Origin of the sequence: Clostridioides sp. ES-S-0006-03, assembly GCF_020662275.1 — a bacterium.
GTDB lineage: Bacteria > Bacillota > Clostridia > Peptostreptococcales > Peptostreptococcaceae > Clostridioides.
Window position 1 is genome coordinate 25,315 of record NZ_JADGMM010000013.1, and the last position, 17,560, is coordinate 42,874.

A 17,560-nucleotide genomic window follows, 5' to 3' on the forward strand; every position below is an offset into this window, starting at 1 on the left:
ACACTCTGTTTAATATTTAATTTTTATCTCATTCAATGAATATTTTAAGTCATGGCTTTTACATCAATAAAGCCTCGAAATGATTTATTTACATTAATAAAAACCATGACTTTATTTTACTATACAAATAAATAGTTATCTAATTACAAATATATTTTTATTTAGTAGAATTTAATTCTATTCTATCTGGAAGTTCACTCATATTTGTTTCAACCACTATGTATGGAAGAGAATCCTCCTTATCCTTATACTTTATCTTAACTCTCAAAACTTCTTTTCCTTCTTCACTTACACTTTCTATGTTATCCATCTCAATACCATATTTATTATTTCCCCTAGTTACTATGATGTATATTTTATTATCAATTTTAGCTGCTAATGCCCTTTCTTCATTCGTGTATTTGTCCATAACGTCAAGTATCTTTTCTGGTATTGAATTCCTTTGCAATACTGTATAATCTATTGGTTTAGTTTTTTCTATAAACATACTTGGTATGAATATAAATCCTCCTATTACAAATATAAGAGCTATAACTCCATAAATTATACCTTTAATATTAAACTTTACATTCAATTTTATCACTCCTCCCATCTATTTAAATATATGATTTATAATTTTGTCTTAGACTTTAAATCATCAATAATAAAATGTTTATTAACAATTGTCTTCAAGTATAAAACAATTAAAAAAGGGATTTTATGACAAATAAATTATAAAATAAAAAAGAGTTATATAAAAACAATTAAATTGTTTTTATATAACTCTTTATTTTACAATTCCAAATTACTTATTTACCATTAACTCCTTCTTGATAGCCAGATGTTTTTGTAATCTGTCTATAAAGAACACAAACCAGTATTATGACGCCCATATATCCGGTATATGGATATAAGATACCAACCAGCTTATCAAATGGTAAGAATCCACCTATAAGACCTAATATAGCTGTTATTAATGTTATTAATTTGAATTTAGGATGATTATCATCTACAAATCTATTAGTTACTGACCATAATAAAGGTACAGCTGTTGTATATATTCCTAATATAAGAACTACTGAGAATAAAACTCCAACTATTGGTGAAATCTTATCAGCTAAGAATAATGAAGGTATTGCTTTTGAATATAAGTTCCCTATATCAGAAAGCATTGCTAAGTTCATCATTATAGCTGCTGCCATAAGTGCTACACCACCTAGTATACCACCACAAACAGCTTCTTTTTTATTAGCAGCACTTGCTCCTAATCCTGTTAAGAACGCCATGACAACGATTGTATTATAAGTAGTATATATTACACCAGATAGGTATGCGTTTGGAACTGGCTTAGTTACCTCTACAGTACTAAGAATCTCTCCTGCTTGAGATAAGTTACCTATATTACTGCTCAAACTTATAGCTCCAACTAAAAGTGTAAAGATTATTATTATAGGTCCTATTCCACCTAGTATCTTTGATAATTTATCAAGACCTAATGAAACAGTTAATAATGCTACTACTGCCATACCTATTCTACCTACAAATGGATTTAATCCATAGTATTCAGTTAAAGTTGCTCCTGCTCCTGAAATCATTACTACGAAAACACCAAATAAGAATAAAGGTCCAAACCACTCAAAGAATATTCCTAAATACTTACCACAATAAACACGATAAATTTTGATAGGTTCCTTAAGTTGAAGTTCTTTACCTTTTGACATTACTGAAGCACCCATCCATGAGAATAATACCATTGAAATTATCCCACCAATAATACCTGCAAACCCATAAAAAGTGAAGAATTGCATTATTTCTTGTCCTGTTGCAAATCCAGAACCGATTACTGTTGCTACATAAGCTCCTGCGAAACTGATGACCGTTTTAACATTTACTTTTTCTGACATATCTCAGTTACCTCCCCACGTGAAATTTTTTCATCTGCTTAATTACTTCGATAAACTACTTACAATTTCCTTTAACATAAAATCCATGATAACTGTTTTAAAACTTTTTGTATTTTGTATAATAACTTAAAACTTATAGCATATTTTTTATACAGTATACCTCCCTTCATACAATTCTTTAAATTCTTTTTATCTAAGTAGTTATTATATGTATAAAACTAATTTCCCTATAAACTATATATTAGTCATATTTTTCTGAATAGTCAATATATATTTGAATATTTTCTCTATTTTTGTAAAAATTTGAATATTTGGTTAGGTTTTTGATAAATTGATATAGTGTATAAAAAAGAGAGATACAAATTCATATAATGCTTTATATCTCTCTTTTACACATATTATATTGTTAACAAACATGCATAATTTATATTTCTTACATTCTTTTTGCAAGAATAGCTTCTTTTACAGCTTTTACTATGTCATCACAAGTTAATTCATATTTTTTTAACAATTCGTTTGGAGCACCAGATTCTCCAAAAGAATCCTTAATCCCAACTTTTTTTACAATAGTTGGATAAGATTCTCCAACTGTCTCACTTACAGCAGAACCTAATCCTCCAATTATACTATGTTCTTCTACAGTTACAATGGCATTAGTTTCTTTTGCTGATTTTAATATTAAATCCTTATCTATAGGTTTTATTGTTGACATATTTATGACTCTAGCACTAATACCTTCTTCTTGCAATTTTTCTTGTGCTAATATAGCATCATTCACCATAATCCCACAAGCTATAATCGTGACATCATTGCCATCTCTTAGTACTACACCTTTTCCTATTTCAAAGTGATAATCCTCATCAAATAAAACTGGAACTGAACTTCTTCCTAGTCTAACATAAACAGGTCCATTGTATTTAGCTATTTCAAAAATCATCTTCTCTGTCTCTACTCCATCAGCTGGAACAAGAACTGTCATATTTGGTATAGCTCTCATTATTGCAATATCCTCTACACTTTCATGAGATGCTCCATCTTCTCCAACAGTAAGTCCTGCATGAGTAGCACAAATTTTTACATTTAATTTTGGATAACAAACTGAATTTCTTATAATCTCAAATGCTCTTCCTGTAGCAAACATAGCAAAAGTACTAGCAAAAGGTATTTTTCCAGCAGTTGATAACCCACAAGCAGCACCTACTAGATTTTGTTCGGCTATACCCATATTAAAAAATCTATCTGGAAATGCTTCATAAAAATCATGTGTCTTTGTAGACTTTGATAAATCTGCATCTAATACTACAACATTGTCATTTATTTGTCCTAATTTTACCAAGGCTTTACCATATGCTTCTCTTGTTGCCATTTTATTCATTGTCAGCACCTCCTAATTCAAGTAAGGCTTGTTCTAGTTCTGCATCATTTGGAGCTGTCCCATGCCATCCTGCTTGATTTTCCATAAAAGATATTCCTTTACCTTTTATAGTCTTTGCAACTATCATTGTAGGCTTTTTAACTGTTGATTTAGCTATATCAAGAGCAGCAAATATTTGGTCAAAATCATGACCATCTATTTCAATTACATTCCATCCAAAAGCCTTAAATTTATCAACTATTGAACCTAAGTTCATTACACTTTCTATGTTTCCATCTATCTGAAGTCCATTATTGTCTAAAAAAGCAATTAAATTATCAAGTTTATAATGTGCTGCACTCATAGCAGCTTCCCAAACAATACCTTCTTGAACTTCTCCATCACCAAGTAAAGTGTACACATTCCATGGTGCATTATCTAATTTTGATGCCATAGCCATCCCACATGCAGCCGAGAAACCTTGACCTAAGGAACCTGTAGATATCTCCACACCAGGTGTTCCTTTCATATCTGGATGCCCTTGTAACATTCTTCCTATTTTCCTCAGCCCATTTAATTCTTCCTTATCAAAATAACCTTTTTCAGCCAATGTTGCATATAATGCTGGTGCAGCATGTCCTTTTGATAATACAAATCTATCTCTATCCTCCATTTTAGGATTTGAAGAATCCACATTCATTTCATCAAAGTATAACGCAGTAAGTATTTCAACTACTGATAATGACCCTCCTGGATGTCCAGATTTGGCTCTATGTATCATAGAAACTATATCTCTTCTTATGATACGCGCAATCTCATTTAATCCTTTATGGTCTCTCATGTAATTACCTCCCTTGAGTTTGTAATTTTTATATCAATTCCATATTATTATATCACTTTTATGCTATTTTTTTTCGTTATTTTTGATTTTATTAGCTTAGGCACTAAAATTAAACTCTATGAAATATTTTTAAAGAAAAAAGGGATTGTCTAACAAAAGACAAATCCCTCTTTAAAAAGTAAACAATCCTAAACTTATTTGAAGTCCATCATCTACTTTTATCATCATATTTTCATCTAGACAACCAATTTTTTCCCTCAGCCTCTTTTTATCAATAGTTCTGATTTGTTCTAAAAGAATCACTGAGTCTTTATTAAGCCCATATTCATTGGAACTTATCTCTACATGAGTAGGTAATTTGGCTTTATTAATCTGAGATGTTATAGCTGATACTATAACTGTAGGACTATATTTATTACCTACATCATTTTGTATTATCAGAACAGGCCTAACTCCTCCCTGTTCTGAACCAACAACTGGACTTAAATCAGCGTAATATAAATCACCACGCTTTATTTCACAATTAGTACTCACCTTGGGCAATCTTCCCTTCATTTTTATCATCAGAAGATACTTCGTCAACTGTCATACCTAGTTCAGCTAATGACAGATTAATTTGACCCATTTCTCTATAACCCGTTTTCATAGATTCTTTAATATGAATTCTCTTTTTCTGAGTTATATAGAACTGAAAAGCAGCTTTTGCAAAATCTTCTCTGTTACTGTTCTCCATCTGAACAATACTATCAACTTCAGAAATCAGAGAGTCTGGTAAAGTAACTTCTATTTTTTCTTTACTCTTATCGTACACAAAATCGCCTCCCAGATTATAATATCATGGTTTTATTTTAGCAAATAACTGTTTATTTGTACAAGCTCATTATTTTCCATATAAACACGGTCAACTCTTCTTGATATCATGCATAACACTTCATAGTTTATAGTTCCTAAGTCTTTGGCTATACGTTCAGCTGTAACTTCACCTTCTCCAAATAGTATAACCTCATCTCCAACTTTTATGTCTACATCTTTGTCAATTCTAACCATTATTTGATCCATACAAATTCTACCAACTACATCAAATACTTCTCCTTTAATAATAACTTTTGGATTCTTTTGAATTCTAGTAAATCCATCTGCATATCCTATTGGAATTGTAGCTATTGTTTCCATACTAGTAGTTGTATATTTTAGTCCATAACTTATTCCTATACCTGGTTCAACTTGTTTTATATGTCCGATTTTTGATTTTAATTTCATGGCTGGTTTTAGTTCTAGTCTTTCTTTAAATACATCATCAGATGGATAATGACCATATAATATTATTCCTGCTCTTACCATATTTAATCTTAAATCAGGGCAATCCATAATAGCTGCACTATTTGATACATGCTTTATAGCTATTTCTACACCAGCTTCATCTAACTTATCAGACATAAATTTATAATTATTAGCTTGTTTATAAGTGTACTCTTTACTTACTTCATCAGCTGTAGCAAAATGAGTAAACATACCTTCTAAATTTATATATTCTAATTTATTTAATTTTACTATATCCTGAACTGACTCTTCATTAGGTTGGAAACCTATTCTAGTCATTCCTGAGTCTATTTTAATGTGAACACAGGCTTTTTCTCCTAAAGATTTTGCAATTTCGTTTATCTTTTGTGCTGTTTCTAAAGAATAAACTGTCATAGTTATTTTATTTTTTATAGAATCTTCAAAAGCTTCATCTGGAGTATATCCTAAGTTCAAAATAGGAAGTGTTATACCATTTTGTCTAAGTTCAATTCCTTCAGCAGTTCTTGCTACTGCTAAATAATCTACTTTTTCCTTTTGTAATAATTTTGCAACTTCTACTGCACCATGTCCATATGCATCAGCTTTTATTACTCCACAAACCTTAATATCTTCTTCTAATAAATTTTTAATATTTTTTAAGTTAAATCTTAAGTTATCTAGATTTATCTCTGCCCATGTAGGCACTGTTATTTTTTGCATTTCTTTAGTCCCCCTTAGTTTCTGTATTCAAAATCTCTGTATTTTACTGTAAATCTTGGCACTCCTTCATTATCTAACACTTCCATCTTTTCAGGGTTCTTTGTGTCAGCATTTACATATAATACTTGCTTATTAAAATATTTATTATCCCCAGGAATAAAAGTCTCTAAAACCAAATTTCCTTTGGATAACTTTATTTTCATCTCTTCGTTTTGAAGATAATTTTTTATAAAGTCTCCTATAAAAAGATATTGATTATTTTTTCCTGTATTAGGCAATTCCACTATATCACTGATATTTGGATTTTTAACTAATATTTTATCACCTTGATACTCTATACTTTTTCCCTTTAAGTGTTTTGGGGAAATTACTTCTAATTTATAGTTATCAGTTTTTTTATAAGTATGAATTAAAACATAATTGTGTGGGCTCTTATTTCCAACTACTTCTACTTCAGCTTTACAACTGTAAGAATTCATATCAGAAATCTGCTTTTGAAAGTCTTTGTATACTTCTTCTTTTGTGGACTGTCGTTTTTGGCATCCTATTACAATTATAACCAGTGCCAAGAACATAATACATACTATAGTCCACTTTTTTCTCACATCACACCTCCTACTTCAGTTTATTCATTATATAAAGCTTTTATTATATCATATCTACAGATTATACCTTTAATTTTATTGTCATCATCTACTACAGGAACTCTGTTTATTGATTTTTTAATCATTATATTAGCCACATCATCGAACTTATCATCTTCATGAACTTTTATTATGTCTTTAGACATCAGTTCTCCGACTTTATACGCTGCTACTTGCTTTATGTCTTTTTCTACCTTTTTTAAATCATCTAAAAAAATCAGCCCTTGTAATAAATTTATATAGAGAGGTGCTTCTATATATTTTTCCTTTTTAAGAATGTCTGTCTCAGAAATTATTCCAACAACTTTATTTTCTGAATCTACAACTGGCAATCCTCCTATTTTCTCTGCAATTAGCATATTAGCTACATCTGCTATACTATCATCTTGTTTTGCTACTATTACATCTGTTGTCATTATTTCTTTTGCTGTTTTATCCATCATAGTGTAATCACTCCTTAGTCCTTAATTATAGTTATCGCATTTGCTATAGCATAATCTTTTGAATGTGATATTGAAACTTTTATTTCTAAAACATTATAATCTATGCACATTTTTGCCAGATTATTATAAGTTTTTACTATTGGTTTTCCCATTTCATTTCTGAGAACCTCTATATCTTTAAAGTTAAACATTCTGATTCCTGTACCCATAGATTTACTTATAGCTTCCTTAGCCGCAAAATTACCGGCTATACTTTCTGCCTTAAAATTTTTAGAATTAAAATATTCAATTTCTTTATCTGTAAACATTTTCTCTAAAAACCGATTATTTTTTTCTACAGCTTTTTTTATTCTGTCAATTTCAACTATGTCTACTCCAATATCAAATATATCCATTTTTCCTCCAGAAAATTTATAATAGCTCTTTTCATTTAATAATGAATTTATAAATTTACTATTGATAATACCTATTATTGTTTAGTTTATGTTACTTATCCCAATTTAATAATCATTATAATAAAATTGTAACTTTTAAAATTATTTATAATAAATAACCTATGTAAATCTATTATATTATTTATTATACTACACAACTAAGCAAATTTTTTAAATTTTATAAAAATTTTATATAGATTCCTTATATGAATATTTTTTCACTTCTATATAATCTATCTAAACTTTCTTTATCTTATTAATTACAACATAATTTTGCAGTAAATTCAAACATTTTGTGAATTTATTGTCAGTGCATTTTCTGCATACTTTACACTCTATTTGTTATTATTTTATTAACACCAAAACATAAAAAAGTCACTTTGACCAAAAATATTTTTAGTAAAAATGACTTTTCATGTTTTATATTAAGTTATTAAATCCATTCAGCAGATTCTGTCAATATAACGGTTTTATTTTGATCTACATTAACAAATCCTTCTGATATTTTTGCTTCTTTAAAATTTCCATCTTTTTTTATCTTCAAAGTCCCTACAGGTATGCCTGAAACAAATGGTATATGACCTTTCAATACCCCTTTGTCTCCCTTTGTAGTTCTAACTACTATCATTTCAACTTCTCCATCATAAAATGTATCATTTGGAGTTACAACTTTCAATGAAAATTCACTAGCCATGACTACATACTTCCCTTCGCTTTTTTAACAGCATCTTCTATTGTACCTACAAACAGGAATGCTGACTCTGGTAAGTCATCATGTTTACCTTCAAGTATCTCTTTGAATCCTCTTACAGTTTCTTTAACAGGAACATATTGACCTGGATTTCCTGTAAATTGCTCTGCAACTGTAAACGATTGAGATAAGAATCTTTGTATTTTTCTAGCACGTGCAACTATTAACTTATCTTCATCAGACAATTCATCCATACCAAGTATGGCAATTATATCTTGTAGTTCTTTATATCTTTGAAGTATTGATTGAACTCCTCTGGCTACTTCATAATGTTCTTTTCCTACTATACTAGGGTCAAGAATTCTTGATGTAGATTCAAGAGGGTCAACCGCTGGATATATACCAAGTGATGATATTTGTCTAGATAAAACTGTTTTTGCATCTAAGTGAGAGAATGTTGTAGCTGGTGCTGGGTCAGTTAAGTCATCTGCTGGTACATATACTGCTTGAACAGATGTTATTGAACCTTTCTTAGTTGACGTTATCCTCTCTTGAAGTGCACCCATTTCAGTAGCTAATGTTGGTTGGTAACCAACAGCTGATGGCATACGTCCTAGAAGTGCTGAAACTTCTGAACCAGCTTGTGTGAAACGGAATATATTATCAACGAAAAGTAAGACATCTTGTCCTTGCTCATCTCTAAAATGTTCTGCCATTGTAAGTCCAGTTAAAGCAACTCTCATTCTTGCTCCAGGTGGCTCGTTCATCTGACCAAATACTAGAGCTGTCTTATTTATAACTCCAGACTCACTCATTTCTCCATAAAGGTCATTACCTTCTCTTGTTCTTTCTCCTACTCCTGAGAATACAGAAATACCACCATGTTGCTTAGCAATATTGTTTATAAGTTCTTGTATTAAAACTGTTTTTCCTACTCCTGCTCCTCCAAATAGACCTATTTTTCCACCTTTCAGATATGGTGCCAGCAAATCAACTACCTTAATACCTGTTTCTAGTATTTCAGCTGTAGTTTCTAGTTCGTCATATGCTGGTGCTGGTCTATGTATAGGTAACTTAGGCGCAGACTTTGGAGCTGGTTTTCCATCAACTGGTTTTCCAAGAACATTGAATATTCTACCTAAAGTTTCATCTCCAACAGGAACACTTATTGGTCCTCCTGTATCTACAACTTCCATACCTCTTACAAGTCCATCTGTTGCACTCATAGAGATACATCTTACTGTATCATCACCTATATGTTGAGCAACTTCTGCAACTATTTCTTTATCTCCTAACTTTATTACTAACGCATTTAATAAGTTAGGTAGGCTTTGTTCATTATCAAACTTAACATCTAGTACAGCTCCTACAATCTGTACTATTTCACCTACATTTGCCATTTCCTAACCTCCCTATTTTAGAGCTTCAACTCCACCAACTATCTCTGTTATTTCTTGAGTTACAGCTGACTGTCTTGCTCTGTTATAACTTAACTCTAAATTAGATAGCATTTCATTCGCATTATCTGTGGCTGATTCCATCGCAGTTCTTCTAGCTCCTTGCTCTGATGCAAAAGATTCTAAAATCCCACCATATATTGTACCTGATACAAACTGAGGCACAATATAACTTAAGACTGCTTCTGCTGATGGTATATATTGTACTTTCGATTTATTTTGTTTTTCTTCTTTTATTACAATTCCATGGTCATCTGTATCTTTTTCAAACACCAATGGAAGCAATTTTAAAACTTCAACTTCTTGTAATAACGCTGATTTAAACTTTGTATAAGCTATATAAACTTCATCTACTTCACCTTTTTTATACAGGTCAATAACAGTTTGTGAAATTTCTATCGCTTCTTCATATCCACAAGCTTCAACACTATTTATATCTTTTGCTATATTGTAATTTCTCTTAGAAAAAAACTCGTGTGCCTTCTTTCCTACTGTGATAACTGTTTCTTTTTTTCCTTCCATGTGAGATACAGATTCCTTTAATACATTGGAATTGTATCCACCTGCAAGACCTCTATCTCCAGCTACCACTATATAGCATTTATTTTTTACTTCTCTTACTTTTAAAAATTCATTTCTAACTCCACGTGTTGTTTGGGCAATATCTTTTACTGTATCGTACAAAGTATTAAAGTATTCTCTTGAATCTTCAGCTTTTTCTTTTGCTTTTCTAAGCTTAGAAGATGCAACAAGTTCCATTGCTTTAGTTATTTGTTTTGTACTTTCAACACTCCCCATACGTGTTTTAATCGCTTTAATTCCAGCTCCTGCCAATTAATTTACCTCCTTTTTTAAAAAGGATTATACTTCAACAACAAACTTTTCTTTAAATTCATTTATTGCATCTGTTAAATCATGAGTGAAGTCTTCTCCATCTAATATTTTTCTTGATATTTCTGGATAATTATTATCTACAAATGCATACAATTCTGATTCAAATCTAGCTATATTATCTATTGGAATATCTTCCAAGTGATTATTTATAACAGCATATATTATCATAACTTGATTTTCAACTTTTATTGGTTGATGCTCACCTTGTTTTAATATCTCAACGATTCTTTCACCTTGAGCAAGTCTCTTTTTAGTATCTTCATCTAAGTCAGAACCAAATTGTGAGAATGCTGCAAGCTCTCTATATTGTGAATATGCAAGTTTCAATGTACCTGCAACTTTTTTCATTGCCTTAATTTGCGCAGAACCACCAACCCTCGATACTGATATACCAGGGTCAACTGCTGGTCTTACACCTGAATAGAATAATTCTGGTTGTAAGTATATTTGACCGTCTGTTATAGATATAACATTTGTTGGTATATACGCAGAAACGTCTCCAGCTTGAGTTTCTATTATAGGTAAGGCAGTCATTGAGCCTCCTCCTAATTCATCAGATAACTTAGCTGCTCTTTCAAGTAATCTTGAATGTAAGTAGAATACATCTCCAGGATATGCCTCACGTCCTGGTGGTCTTCTAAGTAATAATGACATTTCTCTATATGCAACGGCTTGTTTACTTAAATCATCATATACTATAAGCACATGTTTTCCATTGTACATAAATTCTTCACCCATAGCTGCTCCAGCGTATGGTGCTATATATTGAAGTGGTGCTGATTCAGATGCTGTTGCTGAAACTACTATTGTATAGTCTAAAGCTCCACCTTTTTCTAATGAGCTAACTAATTGAGCTATAGTAGAACGTTTTTGCCCAATTGCTACATATATACAGATAACATCTTTTCCTTTTTGATTTAATATAGTGTCTACAACTATAGATGTTTTACCAGTTTGTCTGTCACCTATTATTAACTCTCTCTGACCTCTACCAATTGGTATCATTGAATCTATTGATTTTATACCTGTTTGTAATGGCTCATAAACAGATCTTCTATCTATTATACCAGGTGCTTCAGATTCAACTGGTCTAGTTTTTGTACAAGCTATAGGTCCTTTTCCATCTATTGGCTGACCTAGAGAATTTACAACTCTACCTATTAAGGCTTCTCCAACTGGAACTTCAACTATTCTTCCAGTTCTCTTAACTATATCGCCTTCTTTTATTCCACTGTCATCTCCAAGTATAACAGCTCCAACTACTTCTTCTTCTAAGTTAAGTGCCATACCATATACTTCACCTGGGAACTCTAGTAACTCACCAGACATAGCTTTTTCTAATCCATATACACTAGCTATACCATCCCCAACGGTTAAAACACTACCTGTATCTGTCAATTCAACTTTATTCTCATAATTCTTTATTTGCTGTTTAATTATAGAACTTATTTCTTCAGGTTTTAAGTTCATGGGTTCACCGCCATTCTTAAGATATTACTTCAGATAGCTTTTCTTTCATCTTATCTAGACGAGTTTTTACAGTGCCATCTATCTGCTCATTTCCAAGTCTAACTAGAACTCCCCCTAGTATAGTCTTGTCAACTACATTTTCTATAGTAACATTTTTGTTGTATTTGTTTGAAAGTTTAACTTCAAGTTCTTTAATATCTGTTTCACTCATTGGAATCGCACTTATTGCGACACCATCAATTATATTATTTTTCTTATTTAATAAGTCTTTATAAGCTAACTCTATGTCTTCCAAAAACGCTATTCTATCTTTATCTACCAAAACTTTTAAGAAATTTTTTATGTTAGAGCTTACTTCCTTATCAAAAATGATTTCTACCAAGTTTTTCTTTTCTGATTTTGAAACTAATGGTGATTTTAAAACTTTGTAGAAATCTTTGCTAACTTTAGTCATCATATCTACTACTTTTTCTAATTCTTTAAATAATATATCAGTTGAATTTTCTTCTTCTCCTAATTGAAACAGGGCTTCGGCATATCTATTTGCTACTACATTTATCATTTAGCCTCCCCTACCTCTTTTATAAAGTTTTCTATCAATTCTTCATGTTTAGATTTATCTAAATCTTTTTCAATAACTTTAGATGCTGCAAGTAGTGCTATATTTGATATATCACTCTTAATTTCATTCATAACCTTTTGTTTTTCTTGTTCTATATCTTTGCTTGCTTTATCTTTTATATTAAGAGCATCTTGTTTTGCAGTACTTATTATGTCATCTGATTTTTTCTCTGCTCTTATAGTTGCTTGTTTTATGATTTCTTGACCTTCGTCTTTAGCAAAATTGATTTTTGACTCATATTCTTTTTTTAGTGCCAATCCTTCGTTTTTTGCTTTTTCGCCTTCTGCTAAGTCATTTTTAATATCATTTTCTCTTGATTGGATTATATTTAAAACTGGCTTAAATAAAAGCTTTCTTAGAAGTAAAAATATTATAAAAGTATTAACAATTTGGAATACAAATTCCCATGTTATACCTACTAGTGCTTTCTCCATAATTATCCTCCTTTCCATAAATCATAACTACTTATAATCACGAGATGATAAAATTCATCTCATGATTATAAGTTTGAGATGATTTATCTATAAAACCTATCTCAAAATATTTAAGGACTAAATCTACATTCCTAAGTATTTGAAGAATGGATTTACGAATAGAAGTATTATTGATACAACCAAGCCATATATTGCTGAAGACTCTGCTATAGCAACACCTAGTAATAAAGTTGAAGTTATATCACCTTTAGCTTCTGGTTGATTTCCTACTGCTTCTGCTGCCTTACCTGCTGCTACACCTTGACCAATTCCTGCACCTATACCTGTTGCAACTGCTATTCCTGCTCCTATTGCTGATGCTGCCGCTACTATTGCTGTTTCCATAATTATTTCCTCCTTAAAATTTAAAAATTTAAATTGTTTTTTATTTTTTATCTTAATATAAGTTGATTTCTTAATCTAATTCCCCTGCACTTGATATAAACACCATTGTTAACATTATAAATATATATGCTTGTAACAATCCTGCAAATAAATCGAAGTACAAGTGTAATGGTACTGGTATTAGTATCTGTCCAATTGGTATTGATAATCCTGGTATTAGACTAGATATAAAACCTAAAAGTTGATAAAATAGACCCATTATAATTGTTCCACCTAAGATATTTCCAAATGGACGGAAACTTAATGATATTGGTCTAGCTAACTCACCTATAATGTTAATTGGTAACATTATGGCAAGTGGTTGAGCCAATTCTTTAAAGTATGATACTCCTTTAAATTTAACTCCTGCAAAATAAATCATAAAAAATGTAATCATTGCCCATGCAGCAGTTGTATCTAGGTCGGTTGTTGGTGATCTTAATCCAAGTAATGGGCTTAAATTTGAGCACGCGAAAAATAAAAACAAACTTCCTATGTATGGTATCATATATGGCATTCTTTTTACTGTGTTTTTACCCATAACATTTGTAACCATTTTAGCAAGACCACCTATTGCAAATTCCAAAAATATTTGAACTTTACTGGTTGGAACTTTTTTCAAATTTCTAGTTAAAAAATAAGATGCTATCGCTAAAAAGGCCATTATTCCCCAACTCACTAGTATTGTTTCACTAATTTTAAAGTTTCCTATGAGATAATAATGCGCTTGACTCATACTTACGCCTCCTTCCTCTTTAATTTATTTATAAAGTTTTTTGATAATATGACAAACTTTGTACTCAATAATCCTAGTGCTGTTCCGATTATATTTAAATGTGGAACCTTAGCTGAAGCAAATAGAACAACTGCCATTATAAATAGCCTAATGGTATATTGTGCTGATGCATAAGCTTGTGCTTTTCCAGCTGGCAATGACACTGTTTTTTCTAGTGAGATTGCTAATAATCTAAAATTTAACATAGCTATTATAGAGCCAAATATAAGTCCTAAAAATACTGGCTTACTTAATGTTGATGTTATCAACATTAGCACAATTAAAATTACATCAAATATTACTATACCCTTTGTTACTGACCTTACTTGGTTAAGTAATTTTATATCCAATATATCACTTCCTTCGTGTATATACTATCAGAGTTTTATAAACACCACTAAAAGCACCTCCAACCCCTAACAGTAAAAATATTATTGTTAGAACTGGACTTGTATTTAATTTACTATCTAAAAATTTTCCTAAGAAAGTACATCCTAATATTGATATTACAATCATCAATCCTATTTGACTTATTAAACTAAACAGCTTTGCAATTTCCATATGTGTATTTTTTTTACTCATAAATAGTATCCCTCATTATTACAAAATAAATAACATGTAATTAATCTATATCATAAATTTATTTAATTATAAAATATATCTTACTACTAATCTGATTATTTTTCAAACACTTTCTTTTAATCATTTCATGAGCATGTATTTCAGTGTCAAATTTTATCGTTTATTGTCATTCTAAAATTATTCACTAAAAATTTATCTACTAGAATTTTATAAGTTCTATTCCTGCTTCTTCTAACAATTCTGTAGACATATCATCTGGATAATCGCCTTCATAAACAATTTTCAATATCCCTGCATTTATGCACATTTTTGCACACAAAACACAAGGTCTTGTAGTAACATATAAAGTTGCTCCAGCTACACTAATACCATTATGGGCAGCCTGTATTATAGCATTTTGCTCAGCATGCAATGCCCTACACAGTTCATGTCTTTCTCCTGAAGGAATATTTAGTTCCTGTCTTTTGCACCCAATATTTTCACAATGTTCAAGATTTCTTGGGGAACCATTATATCCAGTTGTTAGAATTTGTTTATCTCTTACAATAACAGCTCCTACTTGTCTCCTAATACAAGTTGAACGCTTTTTTACCACTTCTGCAATTTCCATAAAGTATTCATCCCATGATGGTCTCATAATTTACTTTTCTCCTCTTTGTTTATGTACTGGTCTCATATATATTTATTAGATTTCTTCCTAAATAAATACTTATTTTTATATTATATACACATGTCAATTGAATGTCCAATAAAAAAAGAGCATTTTTACCATTTAAATTTTAAATACCCTTTATATGCTCTTCTTAATCTATTAAATTTATTATATCACCTTAATGAAATATTAATAGTCTTATTTATCATAAATTAATTTATTGGATAGATTCCATTTTTTAATATGGCTTCTAAAACCCCTCCAGCTATACATCTAGCTTTATCTGATATGGTAAAAGCATTCTTAACTTCCTCTTTTCTAGGGTCTATGTCTAATATTTTTAAATTTTTATTTACTTTTGCTCCCTCTTTTAGTAATCCTCTAAGAACTCCAGATATTGTTGCTCTAACTTCATATTTTTGTCCATAATCATTAATATAACAAAGTAAATCACCCTTTTCAACTATATCGCCTATCTTACATACATTTTCCATTATTCCGCTATGTTCTGAGTGTATTACTCTTTCTTTAGAAATCCCTTTTATTGCACCTGGTATTCCTGTATTTTTTTCAGCTCTACCACTGGTTATTATTCTTCCTAGATTATGACCTCTCATTGTCTCTATGACCACATCAACATCTTCTCCTGCACAAAATCCAGGTCCTAAAGCTATTGTAAGTGGAGCCATATCCTTAGTTGTACCCAAATTTTTTTTGGCTAATATTCCATCAATCAAAACAACTGGATTTATCTCAGATAGTTTTTCTCCTTTTGGGTCTACAATAAGTGCTACTTTATCTTGAGATAACGTTTTTTCGATTTCGTCTTTATTTTTACAAAGTTTACACTTTATACCTTCAATAGTAACTTCCTTTTCATATACAGCCTCACAAAAAGAGACCTGTCTTCTTATTGCTAAAGGCTCTTCTATTTCTAATGCAACCACTTTAAAACCACTATTGTGTAACTTATGTATAACTGCTGTTGCTAAATCTCCAGCTCCTCTTACTACTATACATTTTTTCATGTATTATCACTCCCAATAATATCATTAATATTTTAATTTAAACTCAATTAATATATATCAATTTAATCGTAAGCAACTAACATGCCATATTTAAAATTGCTCATAATTTGTAAACTCAAGTAAAATAGCCATTCTTTATTAATTGGTAAAAGCTTTTTATTCTCAATTCGAGAAATTTATCAATTCAAGAATTCTTATTATGAGAAAATACATATAAAAAGGAACCTCCTTATATTAAATAATTTTTACTATATAAGAAAGTTCCCAATAAATATTTATAGTTATTAATTTTTATTTAGTTCCAAATAATCTGTCTCCTGCATCACCAAGACCAGGAATTATATATCCATGTTCATTTAATTTCTCATCAATTGATGCAACATATATATCAACATCATCATGATATTTTTGTACTTCTTGTATTCCTTCAGGTGCAGCTACTAAATTAGCTAATTTTATACTTTTAGCTCCTTTAGATTTAAGTAAATCTATTGCTGCAACAGCAGAACCTCCTGTAGCAAGCATAGGGTCAACTACTATTATATCTCTTTCTCCTATGTCTTGAGGAAGTTTACAATAATATTCAACTGGTTTTAATGTTTCTGGGTCTCTATATAATCCTACATGACCAACTTTTGCTGCAGGCATTAAACTTACTAAACCATCTACCATTCCAAGCCCTGCTCTTAAAATTGGAATTATAGCTAGTTTTTTACCTGCAACAACTTTAGATGATGTTTTTTGAATAGGAGTCTCTATTTCTACATCTTTTAATGGTATATCTTTTGTTATTTCGTATCCCATTAGCATTGCAATTTCAGTTAAAAGTTCTCTGAAATCTTTAGAACCAGTATTTTTATCTCTCATTAAAGTTAGTTTATGTTGTATTAATGGATGGTTTGTCTCTACCACTTTGCTCATTTTGATAATTC

General features: G+C 30.6%; 23 protein-coding genes. All 23 read right to left on the minus strand.

Features of this window, described 5'->3' with window-relative positions:
• Window positions 1–157: 157 nt before the first annotated feature.
• The 23 genes from IR151_RS15530 to upp all read right to left on the minus strand — a co-directional run bounded on the left by IR151_RS15530 (window position 158) and on the right by upp (window position 17,549).
• On the minus strand, window positions 158–574 hold the full coding sequence (locus IR151_RS15530; RefSeq protein ID WP_255613098.1) for a hypothetical protein: 417 nt from the start codon (window positions 572–574) through the stop codon (window positions 158–160).
• A 214-nt stretch (window positions 575–788) separates the two neighbouring features.
• Window positions 789–1,883, minus strand: a complete 1,095-nt coding sequence (locus tag IR151_RS15535; protein WP_227436206.1) for a hypothetical protein — start codon at window positions 1,881–1,883, stop codon at window positions 789–791.
• A 433-nt stretch (window positions 1,884–2,316) separates the two neighbouring features.
• Window positions 2,317–3,258, minus strand: coding sequence for a transketolase family protein (locus tag IR151_RS15540; protein WP_227436210.1), 942 nt, complete (start codon window positions 3,256–3,258; stop codon window positions 2,317–2,319).
• A complete protein-coding gene (locus IR151_RS15545) occupies window positions 3,251–4,078 on the minus strand; it encodes a transketolase (protein ID WP_227436212.1) in 828 nt (275 codons plus the stop codon). The genes IR151_RS15540 and IR151_RS15545 overlap by 8 nt, the downstream gene beginning before the upstream one ends.
• Before the next feature lie 171 nt (window positions 4,079–4,249).
• On the minus strand, window positions 4,250–4,633 hold the full coding sequence (locus tag IR151_RS15550) for a type II toxin-antitoxin system PemK/MazF family toxin (protein WP_003421356.1): 384 nt from the start codon (window positions 4,631–4,633) through the stop codon (window positions 4,250–4,252).
• Window positions 4,602–4,889 carry an antitoxin gene (locus IR151_RS15555; RefSeq protein WP_227436214.1) on the minus strand — a complete coding sequence of 96 codons (288 nt, stop codon included), beginning with the start codon at window positions 4,887–4,889 and terminating at the stop codon, window positions 4,602–4,604. The genes IR151_RS15550 and IR151_RS15555 overlap by 32 nt, the downstream gene beginning before the upstream one ends.
• Before the next feature lie 32 nt (window positions 4,890–4,921).
• Window positions 4,922–6,079, minus strand: coding sequence for an alanine racemase (gene alr / locus IR151_RS15560; RefSeq protein WP_227436215.1), 1,158 nt, complete (start codon window positions 6,077–6,079; stop codon window positions 4,922–4,924).
• A gap of 14 nt (window positions 6,080–6,093) precedes the next feature.
• A complete protein-coding gene (gene gerS, locus IR151_RS15565; protein ID WP_227436217.1) occupies window positions 6,094–6,684 on the minus strand; it encodes a germination lipoprotein GerS in 591 nt (196 codons plus the stop codon).
• Between the two features lie 20 nt (window positions 6,685–6,704).
• A complete protein-coding gene (locus IR151_RS15570; protein ID WP_227436219.1) occupies window positions 6,705–7,166 on the minus strand; it encodes a CBS domain-containing protein in 462 nt (153 codons plus the stop codon).
• 14 nt (window positions 7,167–7,180) lie between these two features.
• On the minus strand, window positions 7,181–7,561 hold the full coding sequence (gene acpS / locus IR151_RS15575; protein WP_227436228.1) for a holo-ACP synthase: 381 nt from the start codon (window positions 7,559–7,561) through the stop codon (window positions 7,181–7,183).
• A 472-nt stretch (window positions 7,562–8,033) separates the two neighbouring features.
• The gene (gene atpC, locus IR151_RS15580; RefSeq protein ID WP_227436229.1) at window positions 8,034–8,294 is read right to left on the minus strand and encodes an ATP synthase F1 subunit epsilon; all 261 of its coding nucleotides are present in this window, start codon (window positions 8,292–8,294) and stop codon (window positions 8,034–8,036) included.
• A gap of 2 nt (window positions 8,295–8,296) precedes the next feature.
• The gene (atpD, locus tag IR151_RS15585; RefSeq protein ID WP_227436232.1) at window positions 8,297–9,691 is read right to left on the minus strand and encodes a F0F1 ATP synthase subunit beta; all 1,395 of its coding nucleotides are present in this window, start codon (window positions 9,689–9,691) and stop codon (window positions 8,297–8,299) included.
• Window positions 9,692–9,703: 12 nt separating this feature from the next.
• The gene (gene atpG / locus IR151_RS15590) at window positions 9,704–10,582 is read right to left on the minus strand and encodes an ATP synthase F1 subunit gamma (RefSeq protein ID WP_227436233.1); all 879 of its coding nucleotides are present in this window, start codon (window positions 10,580–10,582) and stop codon (window positions 9,704–9,706) included.
• Between the two features lie 27 nt (window positions 10,583–10,609).
• Window positions 10,610–12,112 (minus strand): F0F1 ATP synthase subunit alpha, encoded by a 1,503-nt coding sequence (gene atpA / locus IR151_RS15595; RefSeq protein WP_227436234.1) that lies wholly within the window; start codon window positions 12,110–12,112, stop codon window positions 10,610–10,612.
• Window positions 12,113–12,128: 16 nt separating this feature from the next.
• Window positions 12,129–12,674 (minus strand): F0F1 ATP synthase subunit delta, encoded by a 546-nt coding sequence (locus tag IR151_RS15600; protein ID WP_227436235.1) that lies wholly within the window; start codon window positions 12,672–12,674, stop codon window positions 12,129–12,131.
• Window positions 12,671–13,168, minus strand: coding sequence for a F0F1 ATP synthase subunit B (atpF, locus tag IR151_RS15605; protein ID WP_227436237.1), 498 nt, complete (start codon window positions 13,166–13,168; stop codon window positions 12,671–12,673). Before atpF ends, IR151_RS15600 begins: the two co-directional genes overlap by 4 nt.
• Before the next feature lie 123 nt (window positions 13,169–13,291).
• Window positions 13,292–13,552: an ATP synthase F0 subunit C gene (atpE, locus tag IR151_RS15610; protein WP_021386434.1), complete on the minus strand. Its 261-nt coding sequence runs from the start codon at window positions 13,550–13,552 to the stop codon at window positions 13,292–13,294.
• A 70-nt stretch (window positions 13,553–13,622) separates the two neighbouring features.
• Complete coding sequence (locus tag IR151_RS15615; RefSeq protein ID WP_227436239.1) at window positions 13,623–14,327, minus strand: F0F1 ATP synthase subunit A; 705 nt, start codon at window positions 14,325–14,327, stop codon at window positions 13,623–13,625.
• A 2-nt stretch (window positions 14,328–14,329) separates the two neighbouring features.
• On the minus strand, window positions 14,330–14,716 hold the full coding sequence (locus IR151_RS15620; protein ID WP_227436241.1) for an ATP synthase subunit I: 387 nt from the start codon (window positions 14,714–14,716) through the stop codon (window positions 14,330–14,332).
• Window positions 14,717–14,720: 4 nt separating this feature from the next.
• Window positions 14,721–14,948, minus strand: coding sequence for an AtpZ/AtpI family protein (locus IR151_RS15625; protein ID WP_227436243.1), 228 nt, complete (start codon window positions 14,946–14,948; stop codon window positions 14,721–14,723).
• Between the two features lie 199 nt (window positions 14,949–15,147).
• A complete protein-coding gene (locus IR151_RS15630) occupies window positions 15,148–15,585 on the minus strand; it encodes a deoxycytidylate deaminase (protein WP_227436245.1) in 438 nt (145 codons plus the stop codon).
• Between the two features lie 227 nt (window positions 15,586–15,812).
• On the minus strand, window positions 15,813–16,628 hold the full coding sequence (gene yqeB / locus IR151_RS15635; protein WP_227436246.1) for a selenium-dependent molybdenum cofactor biosynthesis protein YqeB: 816 nt from the start codon (window positions 16,626–16,628) through the stop codon (window positions 15,813–15,815).
• 291 nt (window positions 16,629–16,919) lie between these two features.
• A complete protein-coding gene (gene upp / locus IR151_RS15640; protein WP_227436248.1) occupies window positions 16,920–17,549 on the minus strand; it encodes a uracil phosphoribosyltransferase in 630 nt (209 codons plus the stop codon).
• Window positions 17,550–17,560: the final 11 nt, after the last annotated feature.

Excerpts from the sequence above, each read along its gene's own strand:
- IR151_RS15535 (WP_227436206.1), bottom strand. The coding sequence starts at position 1,883 with ATGTCAGAAAAAGTAAATGTTAAAACGGTCATCAGTTTCGCAGGAGCT.
- IR151_RS15540 (WP_227436210.1), bottom strand. The coding sequence starts at position 3,258 with ATGAATAAAATGGCAACAAGAGAAGCATATGGTAAAGCCTTGGTAAAA.
- IR151_RS15545 (WP_227436212.1), bottom strand. The coding sequence starts at position 4,078 with ATGAGAGACCATAAAGGATTAAATGAGATTGCGCGTATCATAAGAAGA.
- IR151_RS15550 (WP_003421356.1), bottom strand. The coding sequence starts at position 4,633 with ATGAAGGGAAGATTGCCCAAGGTGAGTACTAATTGTGAAATAAAGCGT.
- alr (WP_227436215.1), bottom strand. The coding sequence starts at position 6,079 with ATGCAAAAAATAACAGTGCCTACATGGGCAGAGATAAATCTAGATAAC.
- IR151_RS15570 (WP_227436219.1), bottom strand. The coding sequence starts at position 7,166 with ATGATGGATAAAACAGCAAAAGAAATAATGACAACAGATGTAATAGTA.
- acpS (WP_227436228.1), bottom strand. The coding sequence starts at position 7,561 with ATGGATATATTTGATATTGGAGTAGACATAGTTGAAATTGACAGAATA.
- atpC (WP_227436229.1), bottom strand. The coding sequence starts at position 8,294 with ATGGCTAGTGAATTTTCATTGAAAGTTGTAACTCCAAATGATACATTT.
- atpD (WP_227436232.1), bottom strand. The coding sequence starts at position 9,691 with ATGGCAAATGTAGGTGAAATAGTACAGATTGTAGGAGCTGTACTAGAT.
- atpA (WP_227436234.1), bottom strand. The coding sequence starts at position 12,112 with ATGAACTTAAAACCTGAAGAAATAAGTTCTATAATTAAACAGCAAATA.
- IR151_RS15600 (WP_227436235.1), bottom strand. The coding sequence starts at position 12,674 with ATGATAAATGTAGTAGCAAATAGATATGCCGAAGCCCTGTTTCAATTA.
- atpF (WP_227436237.1), bottom strand. The coding sequence starts at position 13,168 with ATGGAGAAAGCACTAGTAGGTATAACATGGGAATTTGTATTCCAAATT.
- atpE (WP_021386434.1), bottom strand. The coding sequence starts at position 13,552 with ATGGAAACAGCAATAGTAGCGGCAGCATCAGCAATAGGAGCAGGAATA.
- IR151_RS15615 (WP_227436239.1), bottom strand. The coding sequence starts at position 14,327 with ATGAGTCAAGCGCATTATTATCTCATAGGAAACTTTAAAATTAGTGAA.
- IR151_RS15625 (WP_227436243.1), bottom strand. The coding sequence starts at position 14,948 with ATGAGTAAAAAAAATACACATATGGAAATTGCAAAGCTGTTTAGTTTA.
- IR151_RS15630 (WP_227436245.1), bottom strand. The coding sequence starts at position 15,585 with ATGAGACCATCATGGGATGAATACTTTATGGAAATTGCAGAAGTGGTA.
- yqeB (WP_227436246.1), bottom strand. The coding sequence starts at position 16,628 with ATGAAAAAATGTATAGTAGTAAGAGGAGCTGGAGATTTAGCAACAGCA.
- upp (WP_227436248.1), bottom strand. The coding sequence starts at position 17,549 with ATGAGCAAAGTGGTAGAGACAAACCATCCATTAATACAACATAAACTA.